The organism is Gottfriedia sp. ABJ_BB2_2 (assembly GCF_055484705.1).
Window position 1 is genome coordinate 1 of record NZ_JBVFKR010000009.1, and the last position, 17,440, is coordinate 17,440.

The 17,440-nt window shown below is 34.5% G+C and carries 18 protein-coding genes and 1 other RNA gene; 16 read left to right on the forward strand and 3 right to left on the reverse strand.

Annotated features, from left to right (window positions below; translation table 11 throughout):
* Positions 1-153: 153 nt before the first annotated feature.
* Positions 154-729, reverse strand: coding sequence for a DUF2238 domain-containing protein (locus ACX6U0_RS16815; RefSeq protein ID WP_464961032.1), 576 nt, complete (start codon positions 727-729; stop codon positions 154-156).
* A gap of 279 nt (positions 730-1,008) precedes the next feature.
* On the opposite strand from ACX6U0_RS16815, the gene ACX6U0_RS16820 reads away from it, so the two are divergent.
* The 3 genes from ACX6U0_RS16820 to ACX6U0_RS16830 all read left to right on the forward strand — a co-directional run bounded on the left by ACX6U0_RS16820 (position 1,009) and on the right by ACX6U0_RS16830 (position 2,541).
* The gene (locus tag ACX6U0_RS16820) at positions 1,009-1,935 is read left to right on the forward strand and encodes an alpha/beta hydrolase (protein WP_464961033.1); all 927 of its coding nucleotides are present in this window, start codon (positions 1,009-1,011) and stop codon (positions 1,933-1,935) included.
* Positions 1,936-1,994: 59 nt separating this feature from the next.
* Positions 1,995-2,228, forward strand: a complete 234-nt coding sequence (gene secG / locus ACX6U0_RS16825; RefSeq protein WP_088000739.1) for a preprotein translocase subunit SecG — start codon at positions 1,995-1,997, stop codon at positions 2,226-2,228.
* A gap of 88 nt (positions 2,229-2,316) precedes the next feature.
* Positions 2,317-2,541 carry a PepSY domain-containing protein gene (locus ACX6U0_RS16830; RefSeq protein ID WP_464961034.1) on the forward strand — a complete coding sequence of 75 codons (225 nt, stop codon included), beginning with the start codon at positions 2,317-2,319 and terminating at the stop codon, positions 2,539-2,541.
* 45 nt (positions 2,542-2,586) lie between these two features.
* Here the strand turns inward: ACX6U0_RS16830 and ACX6U0_RS16835 are convergent, their stop codons facing one another.
* Complete coding sequence (locus tag ACX6U0_RS16835; RefSeq protein ID WP_464961035.1) at positions 2,587-3,072, reverse strand: DinB family protein; 486 nt, start codon at positions 3,070-3,072, stop codon at positions 2,587-2,589.
* A 283-nt stretch (positions 3,073-3,355) separates the two neighbouring features.
* Here ACX6U0_RS16835 and ACX6U0_RS16840 point away from each other — a divergent pair, with 283 nt between their 5' ends.
* From ACX6U0_RS16840 to ACX6U0_RS16880, 9 genes are all read left to right on the forward strand, one after another.
* The gene (locus ACX6U0_RS16840) at positions 3,356-4,096 is read left to right on the forward strand and encodes an alpha/beta hydrolase (protein WP_464961036.1); all 741 of its coding nucleotides are present in this window, start codon (positions 3,356-3,358) and stop codon (positions 4,094-4,096) included.
* Between the two features lie 72 nt (positions 4,097-4,168).
* Positions 4,169-6,604 (forward strand): ribonuclease R, encoded by a 2,436-nt coding sequence (gene rnr / locus ACX6U0_RS16845; protein ID WP_464961037.1) that lies wholly within the window; start codon positions 4,169-4,171, stop codon positions 6,602-6,604.
* A 134-nt stretch (positions 6,605-6,738) separates the two neighbouring features.
* The gene (smpB, locus tag ACX6U0_RS16850; RefSeq protein WP_464961038.1) at positions 6,739-7,206 is read left to right on the forward strand and encodes an SsrA-binding protein SmpB; all 468 of its coding nucleotides are present in this window, start codon (positions 6,739-6,741) and stop codon (positions 7,204-7,206) included.
* A gap of 224 nt (positions 7,207-7,430) precedes the next feature.
* Positions 7,431-7,788: a transfer-messenger RNA gene (gene ssrA / locus ACX6U0_RS16855) on the forward strand.
* Positions 7,789-8,373: 585 nt separating this feature from the next.
* Positions 8,374-8,697, forward strand: a complete 324-nt coding sequence (locus ACX6U0_RS16860; protein WP_464961039.1) for a PadR family transcriptional regulator — start codon at positions 8,374-8,376, stop codon at positions 8,695-8,697.
* A gap of 1 nt (position 8,698) precedes the next feature.
* Positions 8,699-9,079 carry a DUF1048 domain-containing protein gene (locus tag ACX6U0_RS16865; protein ID WP_464961040.1) on the forward strand — a complete coding sequence of 127 codons (381 nt, stop codon included), beginning with the start codon at positions 8,699-8,701 and terminating at the stop codon, positions 9,077-9,079.
* A 13-nt stretch (positions 9,080-9,092) separates the two neighbouring features.
* Entirely contained in the window at positions 9,093-9,437 is a 345-nt protein-coding gene (locus ACX6U0_RS16870; RefSeq protein WP_464961041.1) for a DUF1048 domain-containing protein, read from the forward strand.
* A gap of 93 nt (positions 9,438-9,530) precedes the next feature.
* Complete coding sequence (locus tag ACX6U0_RS16875) at positions 9,531-10,292, forward strand: ABC transporter ATP-binding protein (RefSeq protein WP_464961042.1); 762 nt, start codon at positions 9,531-9,533, stop codon at positions 10,290-10,292.
* A 38-nt stretch (positions 10,293-10,330) separates the two neighbouring features.
* Entirely contained in the window at positions 10,331-11,059 is a 729-nt protein-coding gene (locus ACX6U0_RS16880) for an ABC transporter permease (RefSeq protein ID WP_464961043.1), read from the forward strand.
* A gap of 200 nt (positions 11,060-11,259) precedes the next feature.
* On the opposite strand, the gene ACX6U0_RS16885 is transcribed toward ACX6U0_RS16880, so the two are convergent.
* Entirely contained in the window at positions 11,260-12,699 is a 1,440-nt protein-coding gene (locus tag ACX6U0_RS16885) for an alanine/glycine:cation symporter family protein (protein WP_464961153.1), read from the reverse strand.
* A gap of 556 nt (positions 12,700-13,255) precedes the next feature.
* Between ACX6U0_RS16885 and ACX6U0_RS16890 the strand changes: the two genes are divergently transcribed.
* The 4 genes from ACX6U0_RS16890 (at position 13,256) to ACX6U0_RS16905 (ending at position 17,400) form a co-directional block, all read left to right on the forward strand.
* Entirely contained in the window at positions 13,256-14,830 is a 1,575-nt protein-coding gene (locus ACX6U0_RS16890; RefSeq protein ID WP_464961044.1) for a histidine kinase N-terminal 7TM domain-containing diguanylate cyclase, read from the forward strand.
* A 363-nt stretch (positions 14,831-15,193) separates the two neighbouring features.
* On the forward strand, positions 15,194-16,171 hold the full coding sequence (locus tag ACX6U0_RS16895) for a ring-cleaving dioxygenase (RefSeq protein ID WP_464961045.1): 978 nt from the start codon (positions 15,194-15,196) through the stop codon (positions 16,169-16,171).
* Between the two features lie 127 nt (positions 16,172-16,298).
* On the forward strand, positions 16,299-16,733 hold the full coding sequence (locus tag ACX6U0_RS16900; RefSeq protein WP_464961046.1) for a hypothetical protein: 435 nt from the start codon (positions 16,299-16,301) through the stop codon (positions 16,731-16,733).
* 1 nt (position 16,734) lies between these two features.
* Positions 16,735-17,400 carry a PspA/IM30 family protein gene (locus tag ACX6U0_RS16905; protein ID WP_464961047.1) on the forward strand — a complete coding sequence of 222 codons (666 nt, stop codon included), beginning with the start codon at positions 16,735-16,737 and terminating at the stop codon, positions 17,398-17,400.
* Positions 17,401-17,440: the final 40 nt, after the last annotated feature.

Consider the following 17,440-nt stretch of genomic DNA (forward strand, 5'->3'; position numbering starts at 1 on the left):
GGCAGGGCGAGTTGCCTCCACTTTTCTTATTGTCTAGTTCCAGCGCCTAGCCCCTCGAGGTCATAAGCCAATGCCAATAAAAGTTAAAAAGCAACTTTTCTAGTCCTTGTCTTATGCTTGTCGGGGCTGAGCGAGGCGCTTCCACTTTTCTTTCTACTTTATCGTTTTAACTTTTGATCTTCTAGCAACCCAGATTGCTATGATTAGTGCTCCTACTGTGTCTGCTACTAGGTCTGTCATTGTGTCGAAGTTTCCTCCACCTTGGGTTGTTGTTCCGAGGAATTGGTCTGCGCTAAATTCATAAATTTCCCAAAGTACTCCTCCAAATACTCCAAAAGAGAGTACATACAGAAATATAAACCAGGCCGACATTTCGCTCCTTGATTGATCAGTTGTGAACTTTTCCATTAAATCGACAGCGAGGAAGGATATTAATGCACCACTTAGTAAATGTAGAAATGGTGTGTCCCACCAACCTAATGAATAGAGTCCTAACATTGAACCAAGGCATTGTGAAGCGACTAAGAAAGCAAAATATGAAATGATGAATGGTAAAGTAAATCGTATTTTTAAAAATTTATCTAAAGCAAATGGAATGAGACCGCATATGATACCGCCTATTGCAATTTGATATCGATACGTATCTCCTTTTAAGAAAAAGATTACGAATAGAGCAACCATTAATATGGTATAACCAAGACTTAATATCGTTTGAAAACCTCTTTTCATTTTCAACACCTCTTTTATTCCATATAAAAATTCATTACTATCAATTTTCCCTAATTAATAAATTCTAAGCAAAATGAACCAAACTGCTTTATAAAACGGGAAGGAATCAATAGCGGATTTCTCGAATACTTAAAAGGTTACTTTTGGTATACTATTAAAATGATTGTATTGTATATATACTGGTTAGTTTTCAGTTTTATCAGTGCTAAAAAGGTCATTTAATAACATACGATAAATTAAACAATAGTTACTTATTACATATGAAATGAAGGGGTTAAGATGAAAAACTGGGAAGGGTTAATTTCGGCCGAAGATAGAACGAAAATTTATGTTAGAAAATTTATTCCGGATCAACCGATTGCAGTCGTTCAAATTGTACATGGTATGGCTGAACATGGGGGCGCATACGAAAAATTCATTGAATACTTAGTTCATCAAAATATTGCGGTTTATATTCATGATCAAAGAGGACATGGAAAAACGGCAAAGAGTGAAGATGACTTAGGTTATTTTGGAGATAAAATTGCATGGGACCAAATTGCTAAAGATATTATTTATATAACAAAAATCATAAAGGAAGAATTGAGTGTTCCGCTTATTTTATTCGGTCATAGCATGGGGTCTTACCTAAGTAGACGTGTCGTTCAATTAGATGGACAGCTATACGATGGGTTAATTTTATCTGGTACGGGATTTGATCCTGGTATTTTAAGAAAGTTAGGGGTATTATTATCAGGCTCTGAATCCTTCATTATTGGTGACAAAGGAAGAAGTAAGCTATTAGACTTTTTAACATTTGGTAATTTTAATAATCATTTTAAATTTCCAAGAACAAAGTATGATTGGCTAACTCGAGATGAAGCTGAAATTGATCGTTATATAAAAGATCCTTATTGTGGGTTTATTTGTTCTCCAAGTTATTACCGAGAGCTTTTAAAAGGTGTTGGGATTATCCACCGAAAAGAAGAAATAAGAAAAACGCCAACAAATTTACCTATTTATATTTTTTCAGGTAGCAAAGATCCAGTTGGTCAAAATGGTGATGGCGTGAAAAAAGTTTACGAGCTCTATAAAAATTTAGGTTGTATAGATTTAACAATGAAACTATACGATGAGGGACGTCACGAAATGCTACACGAAATAAATAAAGATGATGTTTACCTAGATGTTAAAACATGGATAGAACAACATGTACTCTCATCTTGAAGTAAACTGTTCTTCATAGTAGAATAATAAGTAACAGTGTTTACTGTGGAGGTGAAGAAATGCATACGTTTTTATCTGTTTTATTAATTATCGTTTCAGTTCTTATGATTGTTCTAGTTTTACTTCAATCAAGTAAAAGTAATGGATTATCAGGTGCGATTTCTGGTGGAGCTGAACAGCTTTTCGGAAAACAAAAAGCACGTGGTTTCGAATTAGTTTTACAAAGAATAACAGTTGTTGTAGCAGTATTATTCTTCATTTTAACAATTGCTGTAACTTATTTAAAACTGTAATAAACTAGCTACCTGCTAAAGGTGGCTTTTTTATTTGTTGTTATATGATATTAAGCTTTGTTAGTTTTTTATTTTTGGGCGAAGCTAATTGAAAATTGAAGGATTCGTCATTAAATCTAAAGAAGCAAGAGAGATTGCATTAGCGGAAGTAAAAGACGCTACAATTACAGAGATAGAAAAAGAAGATGAAGATGGAAAATTTTATTATAGTGTCGAATTAATGAAAAATCATATAAATTATTCAATTGATATTGACGCGAAGTCGGGAAAAATATCGTCTATTGAACAAGAAGATATCTTTTTAAATGATTAATAAAGGAAGAGACAACCTTAGAATGGTTGTCTCTTTCTTTTAAAATTATTTCTTCATTTGAGCCCATTCTTCTCTGCTAGGACCATAAATTCCTGGTACGACTAATCCAGCTTGTCTCATTAGTACTGTCATTTGACCTCTATGATGGATTTGGTGATTAAGTGTCATACGAAGGATTGCAAACACAGGCATATCAAAACCAAAGCAATTTTTCATTTCTTTTAAGCTTTCGTCATTCCATTGTGCTTTTGCAGCTTCAACTATTGCACTACTAACCTTTTTGTAAGTTTCAGCAATTTCTTTTGCTGATCCAGGCATTTCGTCTTGAATTGTTACATCAATTTGTAAGCCAGATTGTGAGACGATTCCTTTAGCAGCTGTAGTAACGTGCCAAGCTAGTTCTCCAAGTGAAAAATGATCTTCTTCAATTGCTTGATCAAGTGAATCGTCAGTTAACACGTTTAAATATTTTAATGTACCTTCTGCTTCATGTGTCCACTCTTTAATAAATTGGTCAATGCTAATAAACATAAAATGCCTCCTAAAGTTTCTTATGTATATACAAAGATATTATAGCCTCAAGTATCATTAAAGCATAAGCATAAAGATAAAAAAACTCTTTATTGGTAAATAATGCAAATGAAAGGTAAAATAAAATAACACTTCCTATAAGGGTAAACTAATATGGGAAGAGTTATGTAAGTTTGATTGTAAGATGTAATTTAGAATGAATTTGAAACTCATTAGTATATAAGTTGTAAAAACAAAGGAATCTAATGAAAAAATGGATAGAACAGTTTTGGAGTGAGTATAAATGAAAGTAACAATGCCTAAGCCTTTCACATTTGAAGGTGGAGAGCGAGGAGTTTTATTATTACATGGTTTTACAGGGCATTCAGCCGACGTTAGAATGCTAGGTCGATTTTTAGAAAAACGTGGTTATACATGTCATGCACCACATTATAAGGGGCATGGGGTACCACCTGAGGAGCTTGTTCATACTGGGCCAGAGGATTGGTGGAAAGATGTAACGGAGGCTTACCAATATTTAAAGGACCTAGGTCATGAAAAAATTGCTGCGGTAGGTTTATCTCTAGGTGGAGTATTTGCACTGAAACTAGGTTATACAGTCCCATTAAATGGAATTGTGACAATGTGTTCCCCAATGTACATAAAAAGTGAAGAAATTATGTATGAAGGTGTTCTTGAATATGCTGCTGAGTTTAAAAAGCGAGAAGGCAAAGCACCGGAACAAATAGATATAGAAATGGAAGAGTTCAAAAAAGCACCAATGAAAACATTAAAAGAACTTCAAGGGTTAATCAAAGAAGTTCGTGAAAATGTAGACACTGTTTACGCACCTACATTTGTAGTGCAATCCAGAGTTGATGCAATGATTAATACAGATAGTGCAAATATTATTTTTAATGAAGTTCAATCTGATCAGAAAAAATTAAAATGGTATGAAAACTCTACTCATGTTATTACGCTCGGACAAGAGAAGGATCAATTGCATGAAGACGTCTTGGCGTTTCTGAATGATTTGGATTGGTAGAATCATGTTATTATGGACAAACTTAAATAAAAGACCCTTAACCGGATTGGTGAGAAAAGGAGGGAAATGTATATGCAAGATTTTCAACATTGGAAAGATAAGTTATTAACATTAATGAAAAGTGAAGACTACAAGCCTTTAAATATTCAAGGGTTAGAAGAAGAATTACAATTAACTGACGCTGTAGATTTTCGTGAAGTGGTCAAAGCGCTTGTCACATTAGAAGATGAGGGTTTCATTGTCCGTTCACGAAACAATAAATACAGTTTACCTGAACAATCAAATCTAGTAAGAGGTAAACTTACTGGTCACGCACGTGGTTTTGCATTTGTTATTCCAGAAGAAGCGGGAGCAGAGGATGTATTTATTTCACCATCAGATTTAAATGGAGCACTACACGGAGATGTTGTTTTAGCAAGAATTACGAAAGAAAAAAGCGATGCTCGTCGTGAAGGCACAATCGTAAAAATACTTGAGCGTGGTCAAACGAAAATGGTTGGGACATTCCAAGCACAGAAAAACTTTGGCTTTGTGGTTCCAGATGATAAACGATTTGGTAGTGATATTTTTATTACAAGAAGCAATTCACAAGGTGCAGTTGAAGGACACAAGGTAGTTGTGGAACTAACTCAATTCCCTGAAAACGGCAAAAATGCTGAAGGAATTATTGTTCAAATCCTTGGTCATAAAAACGATCCAGGAGTAGACATTCTTTCAGTCATTCATAAGTTTGGATTACCACAGGAATTTCCTAAAGAAGCAATGGATCAAGCTAATGCTGTTCCTGAAGAGATTGATGAAGCAGATATTGGTACTCGACGTGATTTGCGAGATCAACAAATCGTCACGATTGATGGAGCCGACGCAAAAGATTTAGATGATGCTGTTACTGTGACAAAACTTGAAAATGGCCACTATAAGCTTGGCGTACATATTGCTGACGTATCTTATTATGTAACGGAAAATTCTCCGATTGACCAAGAAGCTTATGATCGTGGAACAAGTATTTACTTAGTTGATCGAGTGATTCCGATGATTCCACACCGACTATCAAATGGTATTTGCTCATTAAATCCACAAGTTAATCGATTTACTCTTTCTTGTGAAATGGAAATTGACCAAAAAGGTGATGTCGTTAAACACGAAATCTTCGAAAGTATCATTAAGACAACTGAACGAATGACATATAGTGATGTTAACAAAATTCTAGATGAAGCAGATGTCGAGTTACGTGAACGTTATGAGCCACTTGTTCCTATGTTTGAAGAGATGGCTCATTTAGCAAGCATTTTACGTAAACGTAGAATGAATCGTGGTGCAATCGATTTTGATTTTAAAGAAGCGAAAGTTCTTGTAGACGCTGAAGGTCATCCTGAAGACATCGTACTACGTGAGCGTTCAACAGCAGAGAAATTAATTGAAGAGTTTATGCTTGTTGCGAATGAGACTGTAGCAGAGCATTTCCACTGGTTAAATGTTCCGTTTATGTATCGTGTTCACGAAGATCCTAAAGAAGAAAAACTACAACGCTTTTTTGAGTTTATTTCAACATTTGGTTATACAGTTAAAGGTGCGGCTAATGATATCCATCCGAGAGCATTACAACAAGTTCTTGATATGGTACACGGTCAACCAGAGGAAACGGTTATTTCAACTGTTATGCTTCGTTCAATGAAGCAAGCGAAGTATGAAGCTGATAATTTAGGACACTTTGGTTTAGCAGCGGAGTTCTATACGCATTTTACTTCACCAATTCGACGTTACCCTGATTTAATCGTACATCGTTTAATACGTACTTACTTAATTCAAGGGAAAATGAATGATGATACTAAGCGTGAATGGGATGATAAATTACCAGCCATTGCTGAGCACGCATCAAATATGGAGCGTCGTTCTGTAGAAGCTGAACGTGAAACCGATGATTTGAAAAAAGCAGAATTTATGCTTGATAAAATTGGCGAAGAGTATGAAGGAATTATTAGCTCAGTAACAAACTTCGGTATGTTTATTGAATTGCCAAATACGATTGAAGGTCTTGTTCGTGTAGCTGATTTATCGGATGACTACTACAACTATGATGAACGTCATTACGCTATGGTAGGAGAACGAACAGGTAAGATCTTTAGAATTGGTGATGAGGTTTCGATTCGAGTTGCCAATGTAAATAAAGAAGAACGTGCAATTGATTTTGAAATTGTCGGTATGAAATCAAATAAACCTCGTCGAAGTGGTGGAAGAGGTCCAGTGAATCGAGATGGCGGCGGTTCAGGAGGCCGAGGTAGAGGTCGTGGAAGAGGACCAACAGAAAGAAGTACTGATCGCAATAGAGGTGGTAGTTCACGTGGTAGACGTGGTGGAGATAATACCACTTCAAGTGAAGAAAGAGACAATGGCCGAAATGGGAAACCACGTAACAAACGAGATGATCGTTTTAACCCAACAAAAAGTAAAAGTAAAAAGAAAAAACCTTTCTATGATAAAGTAGCAAAAGGGAATAAGAAGAGATAATAAAAAATAAAGCAGTGGACTGATGAAATGTTCACTGTTTTATTCTTTTTGATTAAGTCCGGAGAAGTCCTATGTACATAGAAAATGGTTTCACTTTATGGTAAAATAAGTCAAGATAGTGAGGTGTTTCAAACATGCCAAAAGGTGAAGGTAAGGTTATCGCGCAAAATAAAAAAAGTTATCATGATTATTTTATTGAAGAAACGTATGAAACAGGTATCGTATTACAAGGTACTGAAATAAAATCATTACGTGCTGGAAAGGCTAATTTAAAGGATTCATTTGCTAGAGTTCAAAACGGTGAAGTTTGGCTTCATAATATGCATATTAGTCCGTACGAACAAGGCAATCGATATAATCATGAACCATTACGTACCAGAAAATTACTACTTCATAATAAAGAAATTGTTAAATTAATTGGTTATACAAAGGAAACGGGTTACACATTAGTGCCTTTAAAAATCTATTTAAAAAATGGATATGCGAAGTTATTACTTGGATTAGGTAAAGGTAAGAAACAATTTGATAAACGTGATGATCTGAAGAAGAAAGAAGCAAAACGTGAGGTTGAGCGAGCGTTCCGAGATCGTCAAAAAAGTTAATTGGATAATAGTTGAAGCTTTTCCATTCTGTATTACTATTAACAACAATTGTTAATTGCAACTGATGTCGAATGTGCTATAATAAGTTTGTAAGTTAATGAAACACATAAATGAGCACGATGATGTGCAGATTTTATAGATTATGAAGCTAAGCTTTTGTTTAGTGCTTCGTAAGTCACTCATAGCCACGAAGACTGAAAAAATGTCGAGTGTGCATTTTATATGGGGACGTTACGGATTCGACAGGGGTAGTTCGAGCTTAAGTCGCGAGTCGAGGGGTCGGCCTCGTTAAAACGCAAAAGCCTATAACTGGCAAAAACAACAATTTCTCTTTAGCTGCTTAATTGCACTAAAGGCTCCTCCTATGTATCGCCCATGTGCATAGCTTAGAGGGGTTCACTCATTAGTGGGCTACGCCGGACCTCACCGTCTGAGGGGAAAGGAAGAGACTAACCAGACTAGCTACTAGGAAGCCTGTCAATAGGCTGAATAGTATGCGAAATACGAATATATTGACTACGCTCGTAGAAGCTTAAGTGCCGATATTTCTGGACGTGGGTTCGACTCCCACCGTCTCCACCAATACATATTGTTGGTGGTTTTTTTATGTCAAAAATTCTGTTTTAATCGCTAATGGTTACTTTTAGTTTAATCTTTAACGAATTATAAAAAAGTAGATATCTGGGCTATCGTAAAAAGAAAATTTACTTTAGCCCATTTTCTTTTTCGATGATCATGACTAAATTTCTTGTTTCTCAAATTATTCAGCAGCTATTTTTGTTTTAGGATTGCAGGGGTTTATGGGTACGAACAAAAAAATTTTACTTAACATCTTTACAAACTTCACTACTTAGTGTTACGATATACAGGTACTAAGTAATACAGAATATCTGTAATACTAAATAGAGAATGTTTTTTAAAAAAATTTTAAAAATAGGTTCACATTTTAGCTACTCGGTAATACAATGTACTATTACTAAGTAACACAGAATATCAGTAATGCTAAATAGCTGAAAGGATAAATAAAGGTTAACACTTATGAAATCCTTGTTTCTTAAGTTATTTAGAGTTTTTTATTCAACACTACTAAGTGATACTGAATATCTGTGTTACTAAATAGCTATACTAAAAAGAAAATTAATTTATATATATAAGGAGGTGTATACCATGGAAAATTTAACAGAAATGCTTAAAGGTTCATTGGAAGGTTGTGTGCTTGAAATTATCAGTCGAGGTGATACTTACGGCTATGAGATTACACGCCGACTTAATGATCTTGGATTTTCAGAGGTTGTTGAAGGTACTGTCTACACCATTTTGGTACGACTGGAAAAGAAAAAGCTGGTGAATATTGAAAAAAAACCATCTGAAATGGGGCCGCCTCGTAAGTTTTATTCATTAAACGAAGCTGGACATGAGGAATTAAAACAATTTTGGGGGAAATGGGATTTTCTTTCATCAAAAATTAATATTTTAAAGGGGGAGAAGTAATATGAAGAAATTTATAGATCTAATCATTGGAGATTTGGAAAGCAAGAAGGAATACAAAGCATTTATGAAAAAAGTAAATGCGCTACCGAAGGATTACGCCTTTGTATTTAAAAAGATTCAAAAGTACATGTGGAATTTCGGTTTTGGATTTGGTGAAGAAATTATCAATTTATATGAATTGTTTGAAGCAAGTGCAGCAGAAGGCAAGCATGTCCTAGACGTTACTGGCGAAGATGTGGCAGCATTTGCCGACGAATTAATGGCTGTTTCAAAGTTAGATGAGGAATCCGGGATTAAATTAGGTGAGCAAGTAGAGTTGAATAAGGAAATTGAAAGTAGAGTTGAACAGCAAGTAAAAATATGGACGAATAAAAATAAATAGGGGGTTCAATACCATGGTAAATTTCATCAAAAAGATATTAAACGACAAAAAAGAATATAAAGAAATGATGGCGCGTGTCGAAGCTTTGCCTGGCGACTACCCAGAAGCATATAAAAAAATTTGTGAATATATGTGGCGTTTCTCTGCTGGTAGCGGCATGGATATGCTGAGAATCCAGTACGATTTAATCGACTTGTTTGAAGATGGTGCGGCAGAAGGAAAAGACGTTTTGGAAATAACAGGTGAAGACGTTACAGCATTCGCTAATGGACTGATTGAACAAGCGAAAAGATGGGATGATAAGTTACGCAATAACTTAAACAAAAGCATTTTAGATCATTTAGGTAAGAAAAAATAAGGTAGAAGAATCTATGGAGAGTAAACCAGTTGTTGGGCGCTATCGCGCTTTGAGCACGCGCCTTCAACATTAAATAGGGAGGGGAACAAAATTATGAGTAATACAGCAATTTCAGTGAAAGGGCTGGAGAAATCCTTCAAAGATAAAGATGTTTTAAAAGGTGTAGATTTTGAGGTGAAAAAGGGCAGTGTTTTTGCGCTTCTAGGGTCAAACGGTGCCGGTAAAACAACTATTATTAAAATATTAACTACTTTACTAAAAACAAACAAAGGTGAGATTGAAGTTTGCGGTGCCAATCTTCGAACAAATCCAGAGCAGGTCCGTGCGAAAATTAGTCTGACTGGGCAAAACGTGGCAGTAGATGATATTTTAAGCGGACGTGAAAATCTTGAATTGGTTGCAAAACTTCGCCATTTACCAAATCGCAAAGAAGCTGTAGAGGAAAGTCTGCGTCGCTTTGATCTAATAGAAGCTGGTGATCGTGCTCTTGCCACTTATTCTGGTGGGATGAAACGTCGTTTAGATTTGGCTATGACAGTGCTTGGCTCACCTGAACTTGTTTTTCTTGATGAACCATCTGTTGGACTTGACCCGGAAGCACGCTTGGCTTTATGGGATGTGATTCGAGATATGGTGAAAGCTGGTATTACAGTTTTTCTGACTACTCAATATTTAGAAGAAGCTGAACAATTAGCAGACCGCATTGCCATTTTGCATGATGGAAAAATTATCGTGCAAGGTACAATGGAAGAGCTTAAAGCAATTCTTCCACCTAAAAAAGTAGAATACGTGGAAAAACAGCCGACACTTGAGGAAATTTTCCTTGCGGTCATAGCTAAGAAAGGAGCGGAATAACGATGAGTAAAGAACATTTAATAAGTGATACAATGACGATGAGCGGACGGGTGATGAAGCATTCCCTTCGTAGTGTAGATACAATCATCACTACAATCCTTACGCCTATTATGTTGATGCTGGCATTCGTCTACATTTTCGGAAGCGCCATGACAATGGATAAATCGGATTATGTTAATTTTATCGTTCCTGGAGTTCTGCTAATGTGTATTGGAATGGGGATTTCATACACAGCGGTAAGGGTGAATATGGATATGACAAGAGGGATTTTTGACCGTTTTCATTCCATGCCAATCGCAAAATCTTCAATTTTAGGAGGGCATGTCATCTCCACTTTGTTATTAAACTTATTGTCAGTTGCTGCGGTGATTCTCATTTCCTTCCTTATGGGGTTCCGTCCTCACGCTAATTTTGTGGAATGGACAATAGCATTAGGTATGATCCTTCTTACCATTTTCGCTTTCACTTGGATGGCGGTAGCATTCGGACTTATGGCAAAATCTTATGAAGGTGCAAGCGTGTTCTCGTATCTGTTAATGGGTCTAATGTTTGTAAGTTCAGCCTTTGTTCCGACAAATAACATGGGTAGCAAGCTTCGTGCTTTTGCCGAAAACCAACCAATGACACCACTTGCTGAAAGTGTGCGTTCACTTCTAGCTGGAAATCCGAACTATGGTGACCTTTTAACAGCGGTAATATGGTTAGCTGGGATTGGGATTTTGTTTTACTTGATTTCGATGAAGGTATATAAAAAACGAATGAAATAGATTGGTTAAGTACGGGTTGGAGATTTCGTTTCAGTCTGTACTTTTTTTATTTAAATAAATTGTTATTTTTGAATATCTTTTCTACTAGTAATTTCATGAGTCTGTACAGGATCAATGCATTACTTTTAAAACTTAAAAATGAAAATAAAAAACCATCATTCATAGTTCAAATACTATGCAATGATGGTTTTTAAAATTAATTATCCAATTTGTTTATTAACTTCTTTTTCGTCAACCCAAGCTTCTAAATGCTCACGACCTGGTAGATTTGAAATGGAATCTGCATGGAAAACTGGATCCACACCTTTTTTCTTTTGCGCGATATAGTCCACTAATAGAGCTTTAGCAACTTTAGATAGACGCGTAATTGCGTATAAGTTTACTAAAACCATTAGTCCCATAAAGATATCAGCTAAAGACCAAATTAATTCTGCACTGTATAGTGCTCCGAATAATACCATTCCAATTACAGCAAAGCGATATAGGTAAATTGTTTTTTTACTATTCTTCATGAAGCTAATATTTGATTCACCATAGTAGTAGTTACCCATAATTGTACTTAAAGCAAATAAGAATACAGAAATAGATACAAATGTTGCTGCAAAGTCACCAAGACTTACACGTAATGATTCTTGTGTTAAAGGAATACCCGTTAATTCAGACGTTTTGTAAACACCTGAAACTAATACGATCATAGCAGTAGATGAACAGATGATAAATGTATCTACAATTACCCCTAAAGCTTGTATAAATCCTTGTTTTACAGGGTGAGTAACATCTGCTGTAGCTGCTGCGTTTGGTGCAGAACCCATACCTGCTTCGTTCGAGAATAATCCACGACGAATTCCATGAAGTACTGCAGCACCCATTACACCACCAAACATTTGCTTGAAAGTAAATACACCCTCAGAGAAAATTGCACCGAAAACGTTTGGTAAGATATCGAAATTAGCAATCATTACCCATAACGCTAATATTATGTAAACACCAGCTTTAATTGGTACTAAAACTGTAGAGAATTTTGCTACCGAATGTACTCCACCAAAAATAATGATAGCAGTAATAATTGCAAGCACAATTGCAGTAGTTGACGTACTGATGCCAAATTCATTATCTATTGAAGCGGCGATTGTATTAGCTTGTACAGCATTAAAAATAAGACCAAATGATAAAGTAATTAAAATACTAAAGATAATACCAAGCTTTCTATTTCCTAAAGCTTTTTCCATGTAATAAGCAGGTCCTCCACGCCAAGAGTCACCATCTTTAACCTTGTAAACCTGAGCTAATGTACTTTCTACGAATGCAGAAGCAGAACCGATTAGTGCGATAAGCCACATCCAAAATACTGCACCAGGACCACCTAATGCGACTGCTGTAGCAACACCAGCAATATTACCAGTACCAATACGTGCAGCCATCCCAATCATGAATGCTTGTAATGATGAAACAGTTTTTTTGTCTTTGTCTTTATTCTTACGACCATCCCCTAATAGACGGACCATCTCAGGGAAAAATCTAATTTGTAAGAAGCCTAAATACACTGTTAAAAATAAGCCAATTGCAACTAAGAAAATTACAATTAATTTGGCCCATAAATAGTCATTTAGTACTGAAATAAATTCTGTCATGAATTTCATCTCCTTGTTGTAAAATTTTTGCAAAAATAGCAATACTAATGATTATAAAATAAGTTAGAGCATTCTGTAAAATGAATTTCTGAAAAAAACACTGATATATCAGCGGGAATTTCAATATAAGGAAACTACAAAATGTGAGTTTTTTAGTATATCCCTATAACATATCTTGTGCAAAAAGGTAAAATAATCTACTATATCTAAAAAATAAAAAATTTTTCTTATAATAAAATATGAAGCCAACGTTGGAAGTACTAGGTAACTAAATTGTTCTAAAAAAAGAGCATTCCACTTTTAATGGAAGAGCTCTTTTTGTGTTGTGTATACTTAGAATTTTAAAAAAATAAATAAAATGTGTTAAGATAATGATAGAAAAAACGGTAATGATATCTTAATGATATATTACAACGGGAAAACAAATGGTTGAAGGAATATAGACTCAACAATAAGTAAGTTTTAACCGCGTGTGAACTGCTTATAATCAGTAACTTGGTGTAATTTCAATAGATTTTATTAACAAAACAATCTATTCAATAAAAACAGATGGAGTAAATGAAGGATGCCTCAAGAATTATTAGTTTATGTATTAGTTATTATATTTGCAGGTTCATTAAGTCTATTTTTATCTTTATATGCTCATCTTAATCTGAAAAATGCACCTGGTGCGAGGCCTTATATTGCTGTAACCATTTTATCTACTATATTTACATACTCTTATGCATTTGAGTTGTGTAGTAAATCATTAGAGCAGATAAAATTTTGGTTAAAGATTGAGTATCTTGCAATGCCATTTATTCCAGTATTTATTTTGTTGATGTGTTTAGAGTACCTCGGAATAAGGTTAAAGAAGAAATGGGTCTACTATATTCTTTTTATAGCACCAATCGTAACAATCTTCATGCATGATACGAATGATCTTCATCATCTATATTACAAATCGGTTAGTCTAAGAAGCGATCTACCTTTTCCAATCGTAGAACTAGAGTATGGTATATTTTTTTATGTCCATTCAATTTATCTCTTTTTATGTCTAATGATCAGTATTATTATGTTACTTGTGCGTTTAAGAAAAGCTGTATTTCGATTTAAAATCCAAATATTCATGATGGTAGCTGGTCTTATCATGCCAATCGTGGCTAATCATTTTTATTTAAATGGATTAAGTCCCTATGGAATCGATTTAGGCCCTGTATCGATGAGTATTTCTTTTTTATTTCACGGATCAGCACTTCTAACTTTTCAAATGTTTAATGTTGCGCCAATCGCAAGAGATACCGTATTTGAAAGTATGAAAGACGGAGTAATCGTTTTGAGTCAAAATAAGAGAATATTGGACTACAATCATGCCATGAAAGATGTTTTACCTATTTTAAATAAACATGTGATTGGTAAACCAATTAAAGACATTTTAAATGACCATCAACATTTATTAGAGTTAATAGACAAAGGTCAATCTTGTGATTATGAATTGTTTATTAATAGGCAAAACATTCACTACAATATTCGTTTTGCACCTGTTATGAATAAAAATGGAATGATGATAGGGCAGATTCTTACGTTTACGAATATAACGGAAAGAGTCTATTTACTAAAAAAATTAAAGCGTCTTGCAAGTATAGATGGACTAACTCAAATATTTAATAAATCATTTTTTATGAAAAGATATGAAGAAGTATTTAATGAGATAAAAGCTATGGGAGAGAATATTGCGGTCATAATGTTTGATATAGATCATTTTAAAAGTGTAAACGATACTTTTGGTCATGAAGTGGGAGATATTGTGTTATCGAGTGTATCAAAAATAGCAAAGGATCATTTAAGGAGTTCGGATCTTATAGGACGATACGGCGGAGAGGAGTTTGTTATTTGTTTGCCAAATACAAATATTCTTGAGGCATATAAAATGGCCGATGACCTTCGAGAGAAAATAGCTGAATGGAAGACAAGCATAAATGACCAAGAAATTCAGGTAACCTCAAGTTTTGGGATTACATCTACACAATTTTTGATTGGAGACGATAATAAAACGATGCAATCTTTGATTAGAGAAGCTGATCAGGCACTTTATGTTGCGAAAAATAGCGGTAGAGATCGTGTTGAAATTTTTAATCTAGTTCATGAATATTCACGTTAGTTTAAACCTAACTAATCATTTGAGGAGTACTACCATTAGAGTTTGGTAGTACTTTTTTATACACTCTTACAATTTTAGCGAAGTAATGTCGCAGCTAAAAGTTTAATCAATCTTGTGGAACTCATTTGCACGCGACATGAAGATCGAGCTATTTGAAGGGATGGAAAACAACAATCTTTATTCATTGAGAATTGAAATAAAATTACTGTTTGACAGAAAAAAGTGATTCATGATATATTTATCTCGAATTCAAGATATCTTGAATTCGAGATATTTTTTCTACCCGTATTCAAGTATGAATAATGAAACAAAATATAGAGGAATTAAATTAAATCGAACGTTATGTTCAATAGGAGGAAAAAAATGAACGGTTTAAAAGGAATCCATCATGTAACAGCTATTACAAGTAGTGCAGAAAAAAATTATGAATTTTTTACGTATGTATTAGGAATGAGATTAGTTAAAAAAACAGTAAATCAAGATGATATTCAAACATATCATTTATTCTTTGCAGATGATAAAGGTAGTGCTGGAACAGATATGACATTCTTTGATTTTCCAGGGATTCCAAAAGGTGTACATGGAACAAACGAAATATCAAAAACATCATTCCGTGTACCAAGTGATGAAGCAATTGACTATTGGTTAAAACGTTTTGATCGTTTAGAAGTAAAACATACTGGAATTAAAACACAATTTGGTAAGAAGACTTTATCTTTTGTTGATTTTGATGATCAACAATATCAATTAATTTCAGATGAAGGCAACACAGGCGTTGAGTCAGGTACACCTTGGCAAAATGGACCAATTCCTTTAGAGTACGCTATTACTGGATTAGGACCAATCTTTGTACGAACTGCCCATTTCGACTATTTTAAAGAAGTACTAGAAAAAGTTATGTTATTTAAAGAGATTGATAAGGATGGTTCGGTTCATTTATTCGAAGTAGGTGAAGGTGGAAATGGTGCACAGGTAATCGTTGAGTATAATACTATATTACCTCAAGCTATCCAAGGGTTTGGGACTGTACATCATACTGCATTCCGTGTGGAGGATCGATCTGTATTAGAAGAGTGGATTAAACGCTTTGAATCTTTCCAATTCCCAACTTCTGGGTATGTCGACCGTCACTTCTTTGAATCATTATATGTAAGAGTTGCGCCACAAATTTTATTTGAATTTGCAACAGATGGCCCAGGATTTATGGGAGATGAACCTTATGAAACGCTAGGTGAAAAATTATCTTTACCTCCATTTTTAGAATCAAAACGTGCAGAAATTGAAAGCATGGTTCGTCCAATTGATACGATTAGAAGTACGAAAGAATTTATCAAAGAATAAATTTTTAAAAAAAACACTCACAAATAGTTGAGTGTTTTTTTGTTTTTGAACATGTAAAAATTTTCACCATATTTTCACCATTGGTCTATATTATTCTACTTATCAAGAATGAAAGGAGGGAAAATGAATGAATGCCAGTGTTAAAAAAATGATTATCTGGGTATCTGGAACAATATTTTTGTTAGTAGGTATACGCTTTGTACTAGGAATGTTTGGATTTTTTAATGGCCATCGAGTACATCAAGAAGTTCATTACATAAGAAGAGCGGGAGGACCTGGACCTGTATTTGAACATCATCAGGAGGTAATGATGATAAATGGTCCACACCATGGTCATGATTTTGGTTGGATTGGGATGATTTTATTCCTACTTGCGGTTTTCGTAATAGGAAGGATCCTATTTAAAAAGCTACAAAAAACGAACAAGAATAATTCATTCAATCAGTTTGTTGGCGAGACATCATTACCAAGTGTTAATACACCTATGAACAGACAGAACGCAGAACTTTTAGACAAGTGGGAAAGAAGTATAAATATAAATCCAAATAAGGAGAATGAGTAAAATGGGTATTTTTAAAAGAATGAAAACAATCACAGCTGCACAAATGAATAGCGCACTTGATGGATTAGAAGATCCAATTGCGATGTTAAATCAATATATTAGAGAAATGGAATATGACCTTGCAAAAGGCCAAGAAGCGTTAGCACGTCAAATTTTCTTAGAGAACAAACAAAAGACTTTGGTTTTAGAAACAGAAGCATTAGTTTCAAAACGAATTGGACAGGCTAAACTTGCAGTTGAACGTGGAGAAGATCCAATTGCAAAATTAGCAATTCAAGAAAAGTTAGTTCATGAAAAACAATTAGTTTTATATAATGAGCAGCTTAAAGCAATTCAATTGCAAACTGAGTCACTAAAAAACAAATTAAGCGAGATGCAAAACAAATATGATGAATTCCAGCATAAAAGAATTTTACTAATCTCAAGAGCTAATGTAGCAAAATCAATTAAGCAGATTCAACAAACGACTGTTTCATTTAATTCAGAAAGCATTGCAAATGGAATGGCTAGAGCTGAAGATCGTATTCTTATGTTAGAAGCAGAAGTACAAGCTTCTGAAAGTTATAACCAAAATAGAAATTTCCTTTCAAATGATTTAAGTATTAATAATGAAGAACTTGAAGAGGAATTAAAGAACTTAAAAGAAGACGTGAAAGTAACAGCTTGATTTAAAATAAGACTGTTTTTGAATCATGTTTATCAAGAGT

What these genes read in the sequence shown, in the direction of transcription:
- ACX6U0_RS16890 (WP_464961044.1), top strand. Translation starts at nt 13,256, where the DNA reads ATGCCTCAAGAATTATTAGTTTATGTATTAGTTATTATATTTGCAGGT.
- ACX6U0_RS16865 (WP_464961040.1), top strand. Translation starts at nt 8,699, where the DNA reads ATGAAGAAATTTATAGATCTAATCATTGGAGATTTGGAAAGCAAGAAG.
- rnr (WP_464961037.1), top strand. Translation starts at nt 4,169, where the DNA reads ATGCAAGATTTTCAACATTGGAAAGATAAGTTATTAACATTAATGAAA.
- ACX6U0_RS16860 (WP_464961039.1), top strand. Translation starts at nt 8,374, where the DNA reads ATGGAAAATTTAACAGAAATGCTTAAAGGTTCATTGGAAGGTTGTGTG.
- ACX6U0_RS16820 (WP_464961033.1), top strand. Translation starts at nt 1,009, where the DNA reads ATGAAAAACTGGGAAGGGTTAATTTCGGCCGAAGATAGAACGAAAATT.
- ACX6U0_RS16870 (WP_464961041.1), top strand. Translation starts at nt 9,093, where the DNA reads ATGGTAAATTTCATCAAAAAGATATTAAACGACAAAAAAGAATATAAA.
- ACX6U0_RS16880 (WP_464961043.1), top strand. Translation starts at nt 10,331, where the DNA reads ATGAGCGGACGGGTGATGAAGCATTCCCTTCGTAGTGTAGATACAATC.
- ACX6U0_RS16900 (WP_464961046.1), top strand. Translation starts at nt 16,299, where the DNA reads ATGAATGCCAGTGTTAAAAAAATGATTATCTGGGTATCTGGAACAATA.
- ACX6U0_RS16885 (WP_464961153.1), bottom strand. Translation starts at nt 12,699, where the DNA reads ATGAAATTCATGACAGAATTTATTTCAGTACTAAATGACTATTTATGG.
- ACX6U0_RS16835 (WP_464961035.1), bottom strand. Translation starts at nt 3,072, where the DNA reads ATGTTTATTAGCATTGACCAATTTATTAAAGAGTGGACACATGAAGCA.
- ACX6U0_RS16895 (WP_464961045.1), top strand. Translation starts at nt 15,194, where the DNA reads ATGAACGGTTTAAAAGGAATCCATCATGTAACAGCTATTACAAGTAGT.
- ACX6U0_RS16815 (WP_464961032.1), bottom strand. Translation starts at nt 729, where the DNA reads ATGAAAAGAGGTTTTCAAACGATATTAAGTCTTGGTTATACCATATTA.
- ACX6U0_RS16875 (WP_464961042.1), top strand. Translation starts at nt 9,531, where the DNA reads ATGAGTAATACAGCAATTTCAGTGAAAGGGCTGGAGAAATCCTTCAAA.
- secG (WP_088000739.1), top strand. Translation starts at nt 1,995, where the DNA reads ATGCATACGTTTTTATCTGTTTTATTAATTATCGTTTCAGTTCTTATG.
- ACX6U0_RS16840 (WP_464961036.1), top strand. Translation starts at nt 3,356, where the DNA reads ATGAAAGTAACAATGCCTAAGCCTTTCACATTTGAAGGTGGAGAGCGA.
- ACX6U0_RS16905 (WP_464961047.1), top strand. Translation starts at nt 16,735, where the DNA reads ATGGGTATTTTTAAAAGAATGAAAACAATCACAGCTGCACAAATGAAT.
- smpB (WP_464961038.1), top strand. Translation starts at nt 6,739, where the DNA reads ATGCCAAAAGGTGAAGGTAAGGTTATCGCGCAAAATAAAAAAAGTTAT.